This window comes from Paludibacterium yongneupense DSM 18731, from assembly GCF_000422925.1.
In the GTDB taxonomy this organism is placed as follows: Bacteria; Pseudomonadota; Gammaproteobacteria; order Burkholderiales; family Chromobacteriaceae; genus Paludibacterium; species Paludibacterium yongneupense.
This window is the reverse complement of sequence record NZ_AUGZ01000010.1, coordinates 103,873-121,441: the sequence shown is the minus strand read 5'-3', so window position 1 is coordinate 121,441 and position 17,569 is coordinate 103,873. Positions and strand designations below refer to the sequence as shown.

12 protein-coding genes are annotated in these 17,569 nt (G+C 63.8%); 7 read left to right on the top strand and 5 right to left on the bottom strand.

Annotated elements, in window-relative coordinates; all coding sequences use genetic code 11:
- Nucleotides 1-24: 24 nt before the first annotated feature.
- Both G520_RS0107010 and pdxH read right to left on the bottom strand, forming a co-directional pair.
- Complete coding sequence (locus G520_RS0107010; RefSeq protein ID WP_051229188.1) at nucleotides 25-1,506, bottom strand: M4 family metallopeptidase; 1,482 nt, start codon at nucleotides 1,504-1,506, stop codon at nucleotides 25-27.
- Between the two features lie 159 nt (nucleotides 1,507-1,665).
- Nucleotides 1,666-2,307 carry a pyridoxamine 5'-phosphate oxidase gene (gene pdxH / locus G520_RS0107005; RefSeq protein ID WP_028535029.1) on the bottom strand — a complete coding sequence of 214 codons (642 nt, stop codon included), beginning with the start codon at nucleotides 2,305-2,307 and terminating at the stop codon, nucleotides 1,666-1,668.
- A 146-nt stretch (nucleotides 2,308-2,453) separates the two neighbouring features.
- Here pdxH and hemA point away from each other — a divergent pair, with 146 nt between their 5' ends.
- Nucleotides 2,454-3,710, top strand: coding sequence for a glutamyl-tRNA reductase (hemA, locus tag G520_RS0107000; RefSeq protein ID WP_028535028.1), 1,257 nt, complete (start codon nucleotides 2,454-2,456; stop codon nucleotides 3,708-3,710).
- On the top strand, nucleotides 3,707-4,783 hold the full coding sequence (gene prfA / locus G520_RS0106995) for a peptide chain release factor 1 (protein ID WP_028535027.1): 1,077 nt from the start codon (nucleotides 3,707-3,709) through the stop codon (nucleotides 4,781-4,783). Before hemA ends, prfA begins: the two co-directional genes overlap by 4 nt.
- 6 nt (nucleotides 4,784-4,789) lie before the next feature.
- Here prfA and G520_RS0106990 read toward each other — a convergent pair whose 3' ends face one another.
- Nucleotides 4,790-6,211 (bottom strand): MATE family efflux transporter, encoded by a 1,422-nt coding sequence (locus G520_RS0106990; protein ID WP_028535026.1) that lies wholly within the window; start codon nucleotides 6,209-6,211, stop codon nucleotides 4,790-4,792.
- A gap of 137 nt (nucleotides 6,212-6,348) precedes the next feature.
- Here G520_RS0106990 and G520_RS0106985 point away from each other — a divergent pair, with 137 nt between their 5' ends.
- Nucleotides 6,349-7,233 carry a LysR substrate-binding domain-containing protein gene (locus G520_RS0106985; RefSeq protein WP_036665604.1) on the top strand — a complete coding sequence of 295 codons (885 nt, stop codon included), beginning with the start codon at nucleotides 6,349-6,351 and terminating at the stop codon, nucleotides 7,231-7,233.
- A gap of 34 nt (nucleotides 7,234-7,267) precedes the next feature.
- Here G520_RS0106985 and G520_RS0106980 read toward each other — a convergent pair whose 3' ends face one another.
- Entirely contained in the window at nucleotides 7,268-7,804 is a 537-nt protein-coding gene (locus G520_RS0106980) for a DUF4337 domain-containing protein (protein ID WP_028535024.1), read from the bottom strand.
- 19 nt (nucleotides 7,805-7,823) lie between these two features.
- On the bottom strand, nucleotides 7,824-8,651 hold the full coding sequence (locus G520_RS0106975) for an undecaprenyl-diphosphate phosphatase (RefSeq protein ID WP_028535023.1): 828 nt from the start codon (nucleotides 8,649-8,651) through the stop codon (nucleotides 7,824-7,826).
- Between the two features lie 203 nt (nucleotides 8,652-8,854).
- On the opposite strand from G520_RS0106975, the gene G520_RS21920 reads away from it, so the two are divergent.
- The 4 genes from G520_RS21920 to G520_RS0106955 all read left to right on the top strand — a co-directional run bounded on the left by G520_RS21920 (nucleotide 8,855) and on the right by G520_RS0106955 (nucleotide 17,568).
- A complete protein-coding gene (locus G520_RS21920) occupies nucleotides 8,855-10,012 on the top strand; it encodes a cation diffusion facilitator family transporter (RefSeq protein ID WP_051229186.1) in 1,158 nt (385 codons plus the stop codon).
- Between the two features lie 106 nt (nucleotides 10,013-10,118).
- Entirely contained in the window at nucleotides 10,119-11,387 is a 1,269-nt protein-coding gene (locus G520_RS21915) for an MdtA/MuxA family multidrug efflux RND transporter periplasmic adaptor subunit (protein WP_051229184.1), read from the top strand.
- Complete coding sequence (locus tag G520_RS0106960; protein ID WP_028535022.1) at nucleotides 11,384-14,467, top strand: MdtB/MuxB family multidrug efflux RND transporter permease subunit; 3,084 nt, start codon at nucleotides 11,384-11,386, stop codon at nucleotides 14,465-14,467. Before G520_RS21915 ends, G520_RS0106960 begins: the two co-directional genes overlap by 4 nt.
- Complete coding sequence (locus G520_RS0106955; RefSeq protein ID WP_028535021.1) at nucleotides 14,464-17,568, top strand: multidrug efflux RND transporter permease subunit; 3,105 nt, start codon at nucleotides 14,464-14,466, stop codon at nucleotides 17,566-17,568. Before G520_RS0106960 ends, G520_RS0106955 begins: the two co-directional genes overlap by 4 nt.
- The last annotated feature ends 1 nt before the right edge of the window (nucleotide 17,569 follow it).

Below are 17,569 nucleotides of genomic sequence, written 5' to 3'. Positions count from 1 at the left end.
GGCCGTCCGGTCCCCGCCCCGCTTTCAGCTGCCGCGGCGCGAGCGCGGGCACTGAACGCCGACCTTGTCGAATGCGTTGTCCACATCGGCTCGCGGATAGGCGCGGTTGAGAGCGGCCCGTCTCACCCCGCACGCGCCCTGGTTGAAGCCGGTTTCTTCGTTCCAGTACAAACGGTTGGCGTCGGCGAAGACTTCGAACGCCTTGCGGCTGTCCCAGCCGCGGCTGCTCGCCAGCAGATGGAAAGCCTTGTTGTAGACGCCGCTGCTAAGGTGCGGATTCATGCCTTTTTTGAAATGACGCGCATCGGCGATCGACTTGCCGTCGCGGGTGGGCTCCGTCATATAGCGCAAGGCCCCTTTGCCCTTCACCACGTCATGTCCGACCAGCCAGCTGCTTTTGCCGCGCAGATAGAACTCGGCTGCCGCGCCGGCCATATCCGAGAACGCCTCGTTCATGCCTCCCGACTGGCCTTCGTAAATCAGGCTGGAATGATTCTCGGTAAAACCGTGGCTGATCTCGTGCGCCGTCACATCCAGCGAGACCAGCGGGAACAGTTCGTCGTTGCCGTCGCCGAAATTCATGCTGCTGCCGTCCCAGAAAGCGTTGGCATAGCGTTTGCCGAAGTGGACATTAAGTCGCAGCTTGCCCTTGATGGGCGGTTGACCGAACCAGTCCTTATACATCTTCAGCGTGACGTTGCCGAAAAAAAAGGCGTCGTTGAGCGGCGACCAGGCCCCGTTGATCGTCTGGTAGGTGTTGCGCGGGCAGTCGAAGCGGAAGGGGCTGCGCGGCGCGGCGTCGGTTTCGTGTTCCATGTCGAAGGCGGCGACGTCGCCGTTGTCCATCGTGCAGCGCTTGCCCACGAGCAAGGGGCCGTAGAGCGTGCCGTACTCGTAGCGCCCTGTTTTCGTATTGCCGCCCGGCCCATAGGCGAAATCATCGGCGAGGCCTTCCCATTGTTTCACGATCCGGCCGCTGTTGGCGTCGATGAGGAAGTGCGGGCGCGACGGCTGCGGCGTCGCCAGCAGGAAGGACACCAGATATATGAGTTGCGCGCGGTCGTTCTGGTCCAGCCGGATCACCAGGCGGGCGTTCCCGTCGCGGCGTGCGAAGCCGGCACCGATCCCGGCGCTGGCGATGGCCTGCGCCTGCAGCGGGCTCAGTGCCGGCGTGACGCTGGCGAGGTCCTGCTGGATATTGGTAATGACGTCGCCGCTCTGCCGGGTGTCGTCGACGATGCCGACGCGGCGCTCGGCGACGACGGCGTTGTCCCATAGCGGCAGGCCGCGATAGTACTGCTGGTAGCGGGTGACGACGGTGCCGTTGGGCAGCTGCTGCTGCCGGGCGGCGACCCAGTCGCCGGACTGGACGAAGCCGGCGCCCTGCGCCAGCGGGCCGAGCGGGCCGGCCCGCTCGGCTTCGATGCGGTCGGCGGCAAAAGCGGCCTGGGAAAGGGCGATGCCGGCGACAGCCAGGGCCCGGCCATGCGACAGGCAAGAGGGCATGATGAATCTCCTCGATCCGATATGGTGATGTGGCATCAGACATCGATATGGCAATCGATGCGCATGTCCTATCTAGCGGGCAATCGGGAAGATTTGGCTGCTGGTCTTTCGGCTAGTCAAGAGAGGGAGGCAACAGGCCCTAGTGCCAGTCGTCGCGGCTTACGGCGCGAGACGCGAGGTGCTCCAGCTGCCGTCCTCCTGCAGCAGGAAGAGCACGCGGTCGTGCAGGCGGCTCGGGCGTCCCTGCCAGAATTCGATGCGGTCGGCGCAGACGGCGAAGCCGCCCCAATGCGGGGGGCGCGGCACTTTGAGCGGGTAGCGTACGCCGAACAGGGCGGCGCGCTTGATCAGTTCGGCCTTGGATGGAATTTCGCGGCTCTGGTCGGAAGCCCAGGCGCCCAGGCGGCTGGTATAGGGGCGGCTCGCGAAGTAGGCATCCGAGGCTTCGTCGTTCAGGCGCGTGACCATGCCTTCGATGCGGACCTGGCGTTCGAGCTCCGGCCAGAAAAAGGTCAGCGCCACCGCCGGGTTGTAGTCGATCGCCTGGCCTTTTCGGCTCTGATAATTGGTGAAGAACACGAAACGTCCGTTCTGCACGCCCTTGAGCAACAGGATGCGCCCGCTGGGCCTGCCGTCTGAGCCGACAGTGGCGACATGCATGGCGGTCGGTTCGTGCACTTGCGAGGTCATGGCTTCGTTCAGCCAGCACTCGAATTGCGCGATGGCATCCGGAAGGCACTCCTGGGGAGACAACTCGCGCTGGCTGTATTCCTGGCGTATATCGGCTAGATTGAGAGACATCGTGGTTCCTGGCTTGCAAGGTTATTCCATGGTAACGCTTCGCCCCGTGCTAGGGAACGCATTCGGGACGACCTGGGGCCGGTTCCGGGACGCGGAAGGCAACTTAGGCTAAAATGATTTCCTTTAATCTGCGGACCAATCCGCCCATGTCCCTGCTCGCTTTCGGTCTCAATCATCAAACTGCGCCGCTTTCCGTCAGGGAAAAGCTTGCTTTTCCGGCGCAGACGCTGCCCGAGGCGCTGGCCAGTCTGGTCGCGACGCAGGCAGCCAGGGAAGCGGCGATTCTGTCGACCTGCAACCGAACCGAGATCTACTGCGCGAGCAGCGACGACGGGGCGGCTCTGGAGTGGCTGTCGCGTTACCACGGTCTGCCCGCCGCCGAGTTGCAGCCCTATCTCTACCGTCTCAATGGCGATGAAGCCGCGCGCCATGCCTTCCGCGTCGCGAGCGGCCTGGATTCGATGGTGCTGGGCGAGACGCAGATTCTGGGCCAGATCAAGGATGCCGTGCGTACGGCCGAGCAGGTCGGCACGCTCGGCGTCCTGCTCAACGGCCTGTTTCAGAAAACCTTCGCCGTGGCCAAGGAAGTTCGCAGCAAAACCGGTGTCGGCGCCAATTCGGTCTCGATGGCCGCCGCCGCGGTCAAGCTGGCCGAACAGATTTTTCCGACCATAGGCGAGCTGAACGTTTTGTTTATCGGCGCCGGCGAAATGATCGAGCTGGTGGCGACGCATTTCGCCGCGCGCGGACCGTCCTGTATTACCGTAGCCAATCGCACGCTGGAGCGTGCGCAGGCGCTCGCCGAGCGTTTCGGTGGCAACGCCGTGACGCTGGCGGCGCTGCCCGATCTGTTATCGCGCTACGATGTGGTGGTGACGTCCACCGCGAGCCAGCTGCCGATTCTCGGCAAGGGCATGGTCGAGCGCGCGATCAAGGTGCGGCGCCATCGTCCGATGTTCATGCTCGACCTGGCCGTGCCGCGCGATATCGAAGCCGAAGCCGGTGCGCTCAACGACGTGTTCCTCTATACCGTCGACGATATTGCCAGCGTCGTCGAAGTCGGCCGCGAAGCGCGCCAGTTCGCGGCGGAAGAGGCGGAAACCATCATTACATCGCGTGCCGCCGAGTTCGCCGACTGGATCAAGCGGCGGCAGACGGTGCCGTTGATCCGGGCCTTGCGCGACGAGAGCGACCGTATCCGGCGCTTGGCGCTGGAAGCGGCGCAGAAGCAGCTGGCGCGCGGCGAAGATCCGCAGAAAGTGCTGGAAATCCTGTCGGTCCAGCTGACCAACAAACTGATGCATCCGCCGACCCAGGCCCTGTCCAGCGGCGGCGGTGCCGACCGTGACCAATTGGTGCAAGCGGTCGCGCGTCTTTATCGAATACAGTCGGAGTCTGAATGAAAGCGTCGATCGCGACCAAATTATCCCAACTGGTCGAGAGGCTGGAGGAAGTAACCCACCTGCTGGTGCAGGAAGGGGTGACGCAGGACATGGAGCAATACCGCAAACTGACGCGCGAACACGCCGAGCTGACTCCGGTCGTGGAGGCGTATCAGGCCTGGCGCCAGTGCGACGCCGACATCGTCACCGCGCACGAGATGCTGTCCGATGCCGAGATGAAGGATTTTGCCCAGGCCGAGATCGATGCCGGGCGCAAGCGCCTGGAAGCGCTGGAAATCGACTTGCAGAAGCGCCTGCTGCCGCGCGACCCCAACGACGAGCGCAATATTTTCCTGGAAATCCGTGCGGGTACCGGCGGCGACGAGGCCGCCTTGTTCGCCGGCGACCTGCTGCGCATGTATACCCGCTTTGCCGAGCGCAGCCGGTGGCAGGTGGAAATCGTATCGTCTTCCGAGTCGGATCTCGGCGGCTACAAGGAAGTGATCGCGCGCATCGTCGGCTTCGGCGCCTATTCCAAGCTCAAGTTCGAGTCGGGCGGCCATCGCGTGCAGCGCGTGCCGGTGACCGAAACCCAGGGCCGCATCCACACCTCAGCCTGCACCGTGGCGGTGATGGCGGAAGCGGACGAAGTCGAGGATGTCCAGATCAACCCGGCCGAGTTGCGCATCGATACGTTTCGCGCCTCGGGGGCCGGCGGCCAGCATATCAACAAGACCGACTCCGCCGTGCGCGTCATCCACTTGCCCACCGGCATCGTGGTCGAGTGCCAGGACGACCGTTCGCAGCACAAGAACAAGGCGCGCGCGCTGGCGGTGCTGGCGGCGCGCATCATGGATGCGCGCCAGCGCGAGGCGCAGGCCAAGGAAGCGGCCGAACGCAAAAGTCTGGTCGGGTCGGGCGATCGCAGCGAGCGCATCCGCACCTACAATTTCCCGCAGGGGCGGATCACCGACCACCGCATCAATCTCACGTTGTACAAGCTCGATGCGGTCATGGACGGCGATCTGTTCGAACTGACCGAAGCCTTGAGCGCCGAACATCAGGCCGAGCAACTGGCGCTGCTCGCCGATTGAGCCCCTTCACCCCCTCCAGCGCCCGGCTGTCAGCCGGGCGTTCATATAGCGCACCCGCAACAGCATCAGCAGGCTGACGCTCACCAGGCCCGCGAGCATGCCGACCCAGACCCCGCGCGGACCCAGGCCGTGCCGGGACAGGAACCACGCCAGCGGGATGCCGACCAGGGTACAGCCCAGCGAGTAGATGACCATGGTCGAGGTGGCGTCCTTGAGGGCGCGCAGCACGCCGCTGAGCACCACTTGCAGACCGTCGACCAGGCATAGCGCGGCGGCGATGGGGGCCAGTAGCAGCGCGGCCTGGCGCGCGGCGTCGGCACCGGCGACATCGTCCGGCAGGAACAAGCCGATCAGGGCCTCCGGGGCCAGCAGCAGCGCGAGCGTCGTCATCAGCGTCCATGCCGCCACCGCCAGCAATCCGACGCGGGCGAGCAGTTTCACCTTCTCGAATTCGCCGGCGCCCGCCGCCTGCCCCACGCACATCGATACCCCATAGCTGAGTCCGAGCGGCACGATAAAGCTCGCATTGAGCAATTGCAGCATGCCCTGGTGCGCGGCGAGGGCGGCGGCGCCTTGCGCGCCCATCAGGTAGGCGCTGCAGGTGAACATCGCGCCTTCCAGCCCCATGGTGCCGGCGGACGGGAGGCCCTGCTTGAGCAGCGTGCCGAGCGCGGAGGCGTCGCGACGCCCGAAACCGGCAAACAGGCGGTAATCGGCGAAACCGTCGGCGCGGCTGACCACCAGGGCGAACACCAGCCCGATCAGGCTGAAGGTCAGCGCCGAAGACAAGGCTATGCCGTCCAGCCCCATGCCGTGCCAGCTGCCGATGCCCTGCGACAGCAGCCAGCCGCAGCCGGGGGCGAACAAGAGCGCGAGCAGGGTGATGAACGGAACCGGACCCGGGCGCCCGATACCGGAGGCAAAGTTGCGCAGCGTCAGGAACATCAGGTTGAACGGCATCGACCACACCAGAAAATGCAGGAAGCCGGCGGCGCTGTGCGCCGTATCGCGCGGTTGTCCCAGCCATATCATGACCGGTTCGGCATTCCATAAGGCGATGCCGATGACGAGGGAGGCGACCAGACAGAGCAAGAGGCAGGCGCGCGTGGCCGCGACCACCCCGCGCCGGTCGTCGGCACCATGGGCGAGCGCGACCAGATTGCCGCAGGCCGCAGTCATGCCGAACGCCAGGACGATGCAGAAGTAGTAACTTGTCAATGCGAGCGCCCCGCCAGCCAATGCTTGCGGGCCGAGCCGACCCATCAGCATCGAGTCGATGAACATGACGCTGGTCTGGGCGGCCTGCGATAACACCAGCGGAAGCGACATGGCGAGCGCGGAACGGGCGGCGGCCATGAGGGGCCGGAATTTCTCCAGCTCGGGGGCCGGCAGCAGGGAAAACAGGATTTTTTTGGTTGTAGCCAGCATAAAGATCAGATCCGTTTGTTTTTTCTAGGAATTTTCTCCTAGCATAATGGGGGCGTGCGATAATGACAAAGTAGATATAATCATGCCGAGCATGAGTAAAACTCATGGCTTATTGGCATGCAGGAGCTGAATGCAGTATGCGTTTACTGCCATTGAATGCCTTGCGCGTATTTCTGGTCGTGGCCGAGCACCTGTCGTTTACCGCTGCCGCACGTCAGCTGCATCTGACTCAGGGGGCGGTCAGCCGGCAGATCCAGACGCTGGAAGGCCATTATGCGACGCCCCTGTTTCTGCGCCACGCGCGCGGGCTGGCCTTGACCGCAGAGGGGCTTGCGCTGCTGCCTGCGGTGCGCAAGGCTTTTGATCTGCTGGCCGAGGCCGGCGAAGCGCTGCGTGCGAGCCAGGGCGACATTCGGCTGCGCGTGCCGCCAACCCCGGCGATGCGCTGGATTCTGCCAAATCTTCCGGACTTTCGATCGCGCTTTCCCGCGTACACCCTGCATTTGATGACCCACACTCAGACCAGCGGCTATTTCGACCGTGCCGAATGCGATGTCGCGATCGAGGGACTGGTGCAGCCGGGAATGGAGACCGGCCTGGTCTACGACTGCATCAATCGCGAGCAGCTGGTGCCTGTCTGCTCGCCTGCCCTGCTCGAAGGCGGGCCGACGCTGGCCTGTCCCAACGATTTGCGCCATTTCACTCTGTTGCATCCGTGGCGCGGGCAGGACGGCTGGCGGCAATGGCTGCAGCTGGCCGGTGCCGATCAGGTCGATCCTGACGGCGGTATCCAGTTCGATGCGCTCGAGTATGCATTGCACGCTGCCGTGCGCGGCATGGGGGTGTCGCTGGCGCAGGTCTCCATGATCGGTGAGGACGTCGCGCGCGGACGGCTGGTGCAACCGTTCGGTCTGGTGTTGGAAACGGATTGGGCCTATTACTTGGTCTACGCCGAAGAGAGTGCGGCTCTGCCCAAGATCCAGGCATTCCGCAGCTGGTTGTTCGACGTGCTGGCGACGTGAAGACCGCGGGCGGGCGCCCGCCCGCGGTCAGGAGTCAGAAGAACAGAAAGAAACCGTCTGCGAAGTAGATCAGCCCGGCGACGCCGACCGGCAGCGCCAGCAGCCACAGGCCCTTGCGCTTGAACAGGCCGGCGATGGAACTGATCAGAATCGCGACTTGCAGGAAGATCACCGCCACGCCAAAAGGCTGGCCATGCCGCGACGCCTCGTCGCGGGTCGACTCCAGCTTGCGTGCATCCTGCTGGATCACGGTTTTTTCCTGCTCGTATTTCTTGATCTTCTTGTCGTAGTCGGCAATCCGCGCGAGAAGCGCATCGCGGCGGGCCGCCGTCGCATCGGGGGGCATGCCGTCGAGTTCGACCTGCATCTGGTCGCGTTGCACCTGATACAAATAGCCCTTGATCGCCTTGGCCTGATAAAAGGCCCACTGATCGGATGCCTGCGCCTGGCTGATCACGCTTTTGGTCGAATAGCCGCCGCCCTTGAATGTCGACAGGGTGGCGCACACAGCAAGAATGACGGTGGTCAGTGCCAGATAACTGAGCCAGGGTTCTTTCTTCTCTTCTGCCATAAAGGTCTCCGGGTCGGGATCAAATGAATTTCATCGCCAGGCCGAATGCGCCCAGCGCGATGCAGTACCAGCCGAAGGGGCGCAGTGCCGAGATTTCATGCTTGTTGAAGTAACGCATCAGAATCCAGGTGCTCAGATAGGCGAAAATACCGGCGACAACGCCGCAGGCTGCGACCATGCCCAGGTGAATCTGGTCTCCGAGATGCAACAGCTTCGGAACTTCGAGCAGGCCGGCGGCGCCGATGATCGGGGTGGCGAGCAAGAAGGAGTAGCGCGCGGCGGACGCGTAGTCGAGGCCGGTGTTCAGGCCTGCGATCAGGGTCACGCCGGAACGGGATACGCCGGGAATCAGCGCCAGCGCCTGGGCGATGCCGATGCGGAAGGCATCGCCGTAGCTGAGCGTGTCCAGATCGCGCCCGCGTCCGCGGTGCCGCAGATGATCGCCGGCGATCAGGATGATGCCGTTGACGATGAGCACGGCCAGGACGATGGTGGTGTTGCCGAACAGCAGGCGCAGTTTTTTCTCCAGCAACAGCCCGAGCAGGCCGGCCGGAACGGTGCCGACCACCAGCCGCCATACCAGGCGCGAATGCTCGTTGCTCGGACGGCCGCCGGCGCGCAGGAATCCGCCGATCAGTTCGATCCAGTCCTTGCGGAAGTACAGGAGCAGCGCGGCGGCGGTACCCAGGTGCAGCACGACCATGAAAGGCAGAAAGGTCGGGCTCTGGCGGTCGAAGGTCCAGTGCAGCAGGTCGGGAAGAACGACACCGTGGCCGAGACTGCTGATCGGGAACAGCTCGGTGATACCCTGCATGATGGCGAAAAGAACGGCTTGCAATGTCGACATGGTGCTCCTGTGGATAAGAGTGCCGGCCGCCTCGCGCCGGACGCGGGAGCCGGCGACGACGGAGTGGGCGGTTTCTAGCGGATAATCGGCGAATTATATGGCAAAAGACTGCATAAGGCTTGTCTCTATGCGGTGCGGGCGAACTTAACTTTAAGGTAAGCTTGCGCGCGTAATCTAAAAGGTGGGCTTGAGGAGTCGTCATTATGGAAAACGATCTTGCGCAGTTGTCGCGAGAAACGGGCGGTGGCAGGCAGGCAGCCGCGAGAGTCAGTACGCTGGTCAGTGTTGCGGTCAACGTCTTGCTGTCCACGATACAGATAGGCGTCGGCCTCTTCGCCCGCTCCAGCGCACTGGTGGCCGATGGCGTGCATTCGCTGTCCGATCTCGTCGCCGACTTCGTCGTGCTGCTGGCCAACCGCTACAGTCACAAGGAGGCGGACGAGGACCATCCCTATGGCCACTTCCGCTTCGAGACGGCGGCGTCGCTGGTGCTCGGCGTGTTGTTGCTGGCGGTGGGCATTGGCATGTTGTGGAGTTCGGCACTGAAATTTCGCGACCCGACCCTGATTCCACGCGTGCATCTGGTGGCCCTGTGGGTGGCGCTGATCGCGCTGGTCGCCAAAGAATGCCTGTTTCGCTACATGTTGAGGATCGCGCGGCGAGTGAAGTCGAGCATGCTGGTGGCCAATGCCTGGCACGCGCGTTCGGATGCGGCTTCGTCGCTGGTGGTCGCTCTCGGTATTGTCGGCAACGTGTCCGGCCTGCCCCTGCTCGATCCGCTGGCCGCCGCACTGGTCGGTTTCATGGTGCTCAAAATGGGTTGGGAATTCGGCTACGAGGCGCTGCAGGATCTGATGGACCGCGGCCTGGAAGAAGCGGAAGTCGCGGCCATGCGCGCCGTGCTGTCGGCGACCGAGGGTGTGGTCAACGCCCACGACATGCGGACACGCAAGACCGGCGACCTGGCTCTGGTCGAAGCGCATTTGCTGGTCGACAGCCATATCAGCGTTTCCGAAGGCCATCAGGTGGCGCTGCAAGCGCGGCAGAACGTGCTTGCCCGGTTCCCCGTCGCCGATGTCACCATCCATATCGACGCCGACCATGCCGACGGACCGGCCAATCTGGGGCTGCCGTCGCGCGAAAATCTGCTGGCTCTGACCAACGCCGCCCTGGGGGAGCGTCGGCTGCAGTTGTCGCAGCTGCGCGCACATTATCTCGAGGGCGAAGTGGAACTCGACATTTTCCTGTCCCCGAACGAGGCCGATCTGGCCGCCGTCATCCGCCGGCAGCCCCTGCCTGTGAGCGCCTTGCGCCTGTTCGTCGAATTGCCGCCCTCATCTGCCGGTGGCAACGTTTCTTAACAATGACAGGGACTTTGCGAAAAACCGGCTTGTTAGTCTGAGCCGGTTCCTGTTATCAATCGACGCCCGTTGTGTTGCAGCGGGCGGCTTCGACAAATCGAGAACGATGAAAACCGCCACCGAAAAACCGAAACGATCTGTCTTCAAGATAGGCCTTGGCGCCGCACTGCTGGCCGTGGCCTGGCTGGGCTGGCATAACTGGCAGGGGGCGGGCGCTTCATCGGGTGCCGCGCACGGGAAACGGGGAGGCGGCATTGTCGTCGTCTCGGCGGCGCAAGCCGAACGCGGCGACATGGCGGTGTATTTGACTGCGCTGGGCAGCGTGGTGCCGGAAAACACGGTCACCGTACATAGCCGGGTCGATGGCGAATTGCAGCGACTCAATTTCAGCGAAGGCCAGATGGTGCGTGCGGGCCAGTTGTTGGCGCAGCTCGACGGTCGCGCCTACCAGGCCCAGCTGACGCAGGCGCAAGGTCAACTGGCCCGCGATCAGGCTGCGCTGGAGAATGCCCGCACCGACCTCGTACGTTACAAGACCCTGCTGGATCAGAATTCGGGGTCGCGCCAGCAGTACGATACCCAGCTCGCCCAGGTGCGGCAGGATGAGGGTACGGTCAAATACGATCAAGGTGTGGTCGCCAATGCGCGCGTGCAACTGGATTACACCCGCATCGTCGCGCCGGTCGGAGGGCGGGTCGGTCTCAAGCAGGTCGACCTCGGCAACATCGTGCATGCTTCCGATACCAGCGGCATCGTGGTGATTACACAGGTGCAGCCGTCCAATGTCGTGTTTGCGCTCCCGGAAAATCAAATCGATGCCGTACTCAAGGCGATGCACGGCGGCAAGCCCTTGTCGGTCGAGGCCTGGGATCGCGACAATAGCCGCATCGTCGCCAGCGGCACGCTGTCGACGCTCGACAATCAGGTCAGCAGCAGCACCGGCACGGTCAATCTCAAGGCGCGTTTCGCCAACAGCGATAATGCCTTGTTCCCCAATCAATTCGTCAATGCCCGCCTGCGGCTGGATGTGCTGCACGGCGTCACGTTGATTCCGCAAGTTGCCGTGCAGCACGGGCGGCCCGGCAATTATGTCTACGTGGTCGGCGCCGACCAGACCGTGTCCCTGCGCGTGCTGAAACTGGGCGCGGCCAGCGGTGATAAAGTGGTGGTCGAATCCGGGTTGGCGGCGGGCGAGCGCGTGGTGCTCGACGGCATCGACCAATTGAAGGACGGCGCCCGGGTACGTGTGGTCGATCGTCAGCGCGAAGGCGAGGCCAGCGGTGGCCCCGCCGCGGCACACGATGGCGGCAAGGGCCACGGCAAGGGCGGCCCGGGCCGCCACCGCGAGGCATCCGGAGCCAAGGGGCAGGCATGAACCCTTCCCGCCAGTTCATCTTGCGGCCGGTTGCAACGACCTTGCTGATGCTCGCCATCTTGCTGGTCGGGCTGGTTTCCTACCGTTTTTTGCCGGTGTCCGCCCTGCCCGAGGTCGATTATCCGACCATTCAGGTGGTGACGCTGTATCCGGGAGCGAGCCCGGACGTCATGACGTCGTCGGTGACAGCCCCGCTCGAACGGCAGTTCGGCCAGATGCCGGGTTTGCAGCAGATGACCTCCGCCAGTTCCGGAGGAGCCTCGGTGGTGACCTTGCAGTTCGGGCTCGAATTGGGCCTGGACGTCGCCGAGCAGGAAGTGCAGGCGGCGATCAATGCGGCCTCCAACCTGTTGCCGAGCGATTTGCCGGCGCCGCCTATCTATAACAAGGTCAACCCGGCCGATACCCCGGTGGTGACGCTGGCGATCACCTCGCGCACGCTGCCCCTGCCCAGGCTGGAAGATCTGGTCGATACCCGCCTGGCGCAGAAAATTTCGCAGCTGCCGGGCGTCGGCCTGGTCAGCATCAGCGGCGGCCAGCGGCCGGCGGTGCGCGTGCAGGCGAATTCGCGGGCGCTGGCCGCACGCGGCCTGGCGCTGGACGATGTCCGCACCGCCATCGGCAACGCCAATGTCAACCAGGCCAAGGGCAGCTTCGACGGACCGCGCGTGGCCTCGACCATCGATGGCAACGATCAGCTCAAGTCGGCCGATGAGTACCGCAATCTGGTCGTCGCTTACAAGAACGGCGCTCCGGTGCGGCTGGCCGATGTCGCCGATGTCATCGAGTCGGCGGAAAACAGCCGGCTGGCCGCCTGGGCCAACCGGACGCCGGCTATCCTGCTGAATATCCAGCGTCAGCCTGGCGCCAACGTGATCGAAGTCGTCGACCGCATCAAGGCGCAGCTGCCCCAGCTCAAGGCCGGGCTGCCCGGCAATCTTGACGTGCAACTGCTGACCGACCGCACCACGACCATTCGCGCTTCGGTCTCCGATGTGCAATTCGAGCTGCTGCTGTCGATTGCGCTGGTCGTCATGGTGATTTTCGTCTTTCTGCGCAATGTGCCGGCCACCCTCATTCCCGGCGTCGCGGTGCCGTTGTCGCTGGTCGGCACTTTTGGCGTCATGTATCTGTGCGGCTTCAGCATCAACAATCTGACGCTGATGGCGCTCACGATCGCAACCGGCTTCGTGGTCGACGACGCCATCGTGATGATAGAAAACATCTCGCGCTACATCGAAGAGGGCGAGGCGCCGTTCGCCGCCGCCCTCAAAGGGTCGCAGCAGATCGGTTTTACCATCATCTCGCTGACCTTCTCGCTGATCGCGGTGCTGATTCCCCTGCTATTCATGGGCGATGTCGTCGGGCGCCTGTTCCGCGAGTTCGCCATCACCCTGGCGGTGTCCATCCTGATCTCGGCCGTGGTATCGCTGACCCTGACGCCCATGATGTGTGCGCGCCTGCTCAAGCATGTGCCCGAAGAGAAACAGGGGCGTTTCTACCATGCCAGCGGCGCCTTCTTCGACCGTGTGATCGCCGGCTATGGCCGCATGTTGACCTGGGTGCTGGACCACAAGCGCCTTACGCTTGCCGTCGCCGGCGCGACCCTGGTGCTGACTGCCCTGCTGTATGTCGTGGTGCCCAAGGGGTTCTTCCCGCAGCAGGATACCGGTGCGGTGCAGGTGACGACCGAAGCGCCGCAGTCGATCTCCTTCGGCGCGATGGCCGTGCGGCAACAGGAGCTGGCGGCGGCGTTGCTCAAGGACCCGGCAGTGGACACGCTGTCCTCCTTCATCGGCGTGGACGGCGTGAATAGCACGCTCAACAGCGGCCGCATGCTGATCAATCTGAAGCCGCTGTCCGAGCGCGATGCGATGCCGGCCGTGCTCGCGCGCCTGCAGGCCGTGGCCGGGCAGAGCGTCGGCATCACCGCCTGGTTGCAGCCGGTGCAGGATCTGACGATAGAGACCCGGGTCAGTCGCGGCCAGTATCAGTTCGCGCTGCAGGCGACCCGGCAGGAAGAGCTCGGAACCTGGCTGCCGCCCCTGCTCGCGCGCCTGCGCGAGGAAAAAGGGCTGTCGGAAGTGAGCAGCGACTTGCAGAACGATGGCCGGCAAGCCTATGTCGATATCGATCGCGATACCGCAGGCCGGCTCGGCATAACGGTGGCGACGATAGATAATGCGCTGTACAACGCGTTCGGCCAGCGTCTGGTCTCGACCATTTTCACCCAGACCAATCAGTACCGGGTGGTCCTGGAAGAAAAGCCGGACCAGACCGGACCGACTTCCATCGGGCAGATCTATGTTCCGACCTCGAGCGGCACTCTGGTTCCGCTGTCCACCGTGGCCAGGGTCGAGGACCGGGCTTCGCCGCTGGTGGTCAACCACCTCAGCCAGTTCCCCACCGCCACGATTTCATTCAATCTCGCCCGCGGCGCCTCTCTGGGCGACGCGGTCGAGGCCGTTACGCGCGCAGAAGCCGACATCGGCATGCCGGCCAGCCTGCAGACGCATTTCCAGGGGGCGGCACAGGCTTTCCGCTCCTCGCTCGGCAACACGCTGTGGCTGATTCTGGCTGCCATCGTGACGATGTATATCGTGCTCGGCGTGCTGTATGAAAGCTTTATCCACCCGGTCACCATCCTGTCGACTCTGCCGTCGGCAGGGATAGGCGCCTTGCTGGCTCTGCTGTTGTCGCGCAGCGATCTCGGCGTCATCGCGATCATCGGCATCATCCTGCTGATCGGGATCGTCAAGAAAAACGCCATCATGATGATCGACTTCGCGCTCGAAGCCGAACGCGAACATGGAATGAGCCCGCGCGATGCGATCTACCAGGCCTGCCTGCTGCGCTTCAGGCCCATTCTGATGACCACGCTGTCTGCCCTGCTCGGCGCCCTGCCGCTGATGCTCGGACAAGGGATGGGCGCCGAGCTGCGTCAGCCGCTCGGGGTGACCATGGTCGGCGGGCTGATGGTCAGCCAGGTGCTGACCCTGTTCACTACGCCTGTCATCTACCTGGCTTTCGACAGGCTGGGCCGTCGGCTGGGCTTGAAGAGCCGAGGCGCGGCGGCATGATGTCTGCCCTTTTCGTCCGGCGCCCCGTCGCTACCATTCTGCTCACCCTGGCGATCGCTCTGGTCGGCGCGCTCTCGTTCCAGCTGCTGCCGGTTTCGCCTTTGCCGCAGGTCGATTTTCCGACCATCTCGGTTTCGGCCAGCCTGCCGGGCGCCAGCCCGGAAACCATGGCCGCCACCGTCGCGACGCCGCTGGAGCGTTCGCTGGGACGCATCGCAGGGGTCAGTGAACTGACGTCGACCAGCGCGCTTGGCAGTTCGCGCATCACCTTGCAGTTCGATCTCAATCGCGACATCAATGGAGCCGCACGCGATGTGCAAGCGGCGATCAACGCCGCGCGGGCCTTGTTGCCGACCGGCATGCCGAGCAATCCGACCTATCGCAAGGTGAATCCGGCCGATGCGCCGATCATGATCCTGGCGCTGACCTCGTCCGCGTATACCCAAGGGCAGATGTATGATTACGCCTCGACGGTGCTTGCGCAAAAATTGCTGCAATTGCCCGGCGTCGGCGACGTCAACGTTGGCGGCAGCTCCTTGCCGGCAGTGCGGGTGGAGCTGCAGCCGGGCGCGCTCAGCCGCTACGGCGTGGCGCTGGAAACCGTGCGCAGCGCACTGGCGGGAGCCAATGCCAACCGGCCCAAGGGGACGGTGGAGGCGGGAGAGCGGCAGTGGCAGATCTATGCCAACGACCAGGCAAAAACCGCGCGCGAGTATCTGCCGCTGATCGTGGCCTATACCAATAATGCTGCAGTGCGGCTGGCGGATGTGGCCAGGGTCGAGGACTCGGTGCAGGATCTGCGCAATGCCGGCTCGTTCAACGGCCAGCCGTCCGTGCTGCTTGTCATTACCCGCGAGCCGGGCGCCAATATCATCGCCACAGTCGATCGCATCCGCGCCGAACTGCCGGTTCTGCAGGCGTCCATTCCGCGTGCGATCAAGATGAATGTCGCGATCGACCGCTCGCCGACCATTCGCGCCTCGTTGTTCGACGTCGAAAGAACGCTGCTGATCTCGGTGGCGCTGGTGGTCCTGGTCGTGTTCCTGTTCCTGCGCAACGGGCGGGCCACGCTGATTCCTGCGATTTCGGTGCCGGTGTCCCTGCTCGGCACCTTCGGCATCATGTATCTGTGCGGCTTCAGTCTGAACAATCTGTCGCTGATGGCGCTGACGATAGCGACCGGCTTCGTCGTCGACGATACCATCGTGGTGCTGGAGAACATCTCGCGGCATATCGAAGCCGGGATGACGCCCTATCAGGCGGCGCTCAAGGGCGCGCGCGAAGTGGGCTTCACCGTGCTGTCGATGAGCATCTCGCTGGTCGCGGTTTTCATCCCCATCCTGATGATGGGCGGCATCGTCGGCCGCTTGTTCCGCGAGTTCGCGGTCAGCCTGTCCGCGGCGATCATGCTGTCGTTGGTCGTCTCGCTCACGGCGACGCCGATGCTGTGCTCACGCTGGTTGCGGCCTGTCGCCGCGGAGCACGGACGCCGTTTTCGCGCGAGCGAGCGGGTGTTCGAGTCCTTGCACGAGGGCTACCGCCGCAGCTTGGGCTGGGCGCTGGACCACCGCCGTCTGATGCTGTGTCTGTTGCTGGCGACGGTCTCGCTCAATGTCTATCTGTACACGGTCGTGCCCAAGGGATTTTTTCCGCAGCAGGACACCGGGCGCCTGACCGGTGTGGTCCGCGCCGACCAGTCGATCTCGTTTCAGGCCATGCGCGACAAGATGAGTTTCTTCCTGAATGCCGTCAAACGCGACAAGGCGGTGGACGGAGTGGTGGCGTTTACCGGCGGTTCCCAGCGCAATACCGGTTCGATGTATATCAGCCTCAAGCCCTTGTCCGAGCGTCATGAAAGCGCTGATCAGGTGATCGATCGCCTGCGCAAGAAACTCGCCCGGGAGCCGGGGGCCAAGTTGTTCCTGCAGTCGGTGCAGGATATCCGTATCGGCGGGCGCTCGAGTAATGCGCAGTATCAGTACACCCTGCAAGGCGAGGATCTGACCACCCTGCGGCAGTGGGCGCCGCGGGTCGAGGCGGCCTTGCGTCAATTGCCGATGCTGGCCGATGTCAACACCGACCAGCAGGACAATGGACAGCAATCGACGCTGGTCTTCAATCGCGATGCCATGCGCCGTCTCGGCCTCACTCAGTCGCAAGTCGATGCCACCTTGTACGATGCCTTCGGCCAACGCCAGGTGTCGACGATCTATCAGCCGCTCAACCAGTATCATGTGGTGATGGAGCTGGCGCCCGAATACTGGCAGAGTCCCGAGTCCCTGCAGGATATCTATATGATGAGCCCGGGCGCGCAGCCAGTGCCGCTGGCTGCCATTGCCAGCTACCAGCGCGGCAACACCGCGCTGGTGGTCAACCATCAGGGGCAGTTCGCGGCGATGACGATTTCGTTCAATCTGCGCCCCGGCGCCTCCTTGTCGGATGCGACCGCCGCGATCGACCGCACGCTGGCCGGGATGGGCCTGCCGGGCACCGTGCGCGCCAGTTTCCAGGGCGCGGCCAAGACTTTCCAGGATTCGCTGGCGACGCAGCCGATACTCATCATGACGGCGCTGCTGGCCGTGTATATCGTGCTCGGGATGTTGTACGAAAGCGCGATCCATCCCCTGACCATCCTGTCCACCCTGCCGTCCGCCGGTGTCGGCGCCCTGCTGGCCTTGTTGATCTGCCGGACCGAGTTCAGCATCATTGCGCTGATCGGGGTGCTGCTGCTGATCGGGATCGTCAAGAAAAACGCGATCATGATGGTCGACTTTGCGCTGGAGGCGACCCGCTCGCGGGGACTGGAGCCGCGCGAAGCCATTTACCAGGCTTGTCTGCTGCGTTTTCGTCCGATCATGATGACGACGCTGGCCGCCCTGTTCGGCGCCATCCCGCTGGCCCTGGGGCACGGCGATGGCGCCGAGCTGCGGCAGCCGCTTGGCATCTCGATCGTCGGCGGCCTGATCGTGAGCCAGTTGCTAACCCTGTATACCACTCCGGTGGTTTATCTTTATCTTGATCGTTTCCGGCTATGGTGCGAGCGCCTGCGCCGGGCTACGCCGATGGATGCCGCCGAGGCCTCCGGGCATGTCGAGGACTGAA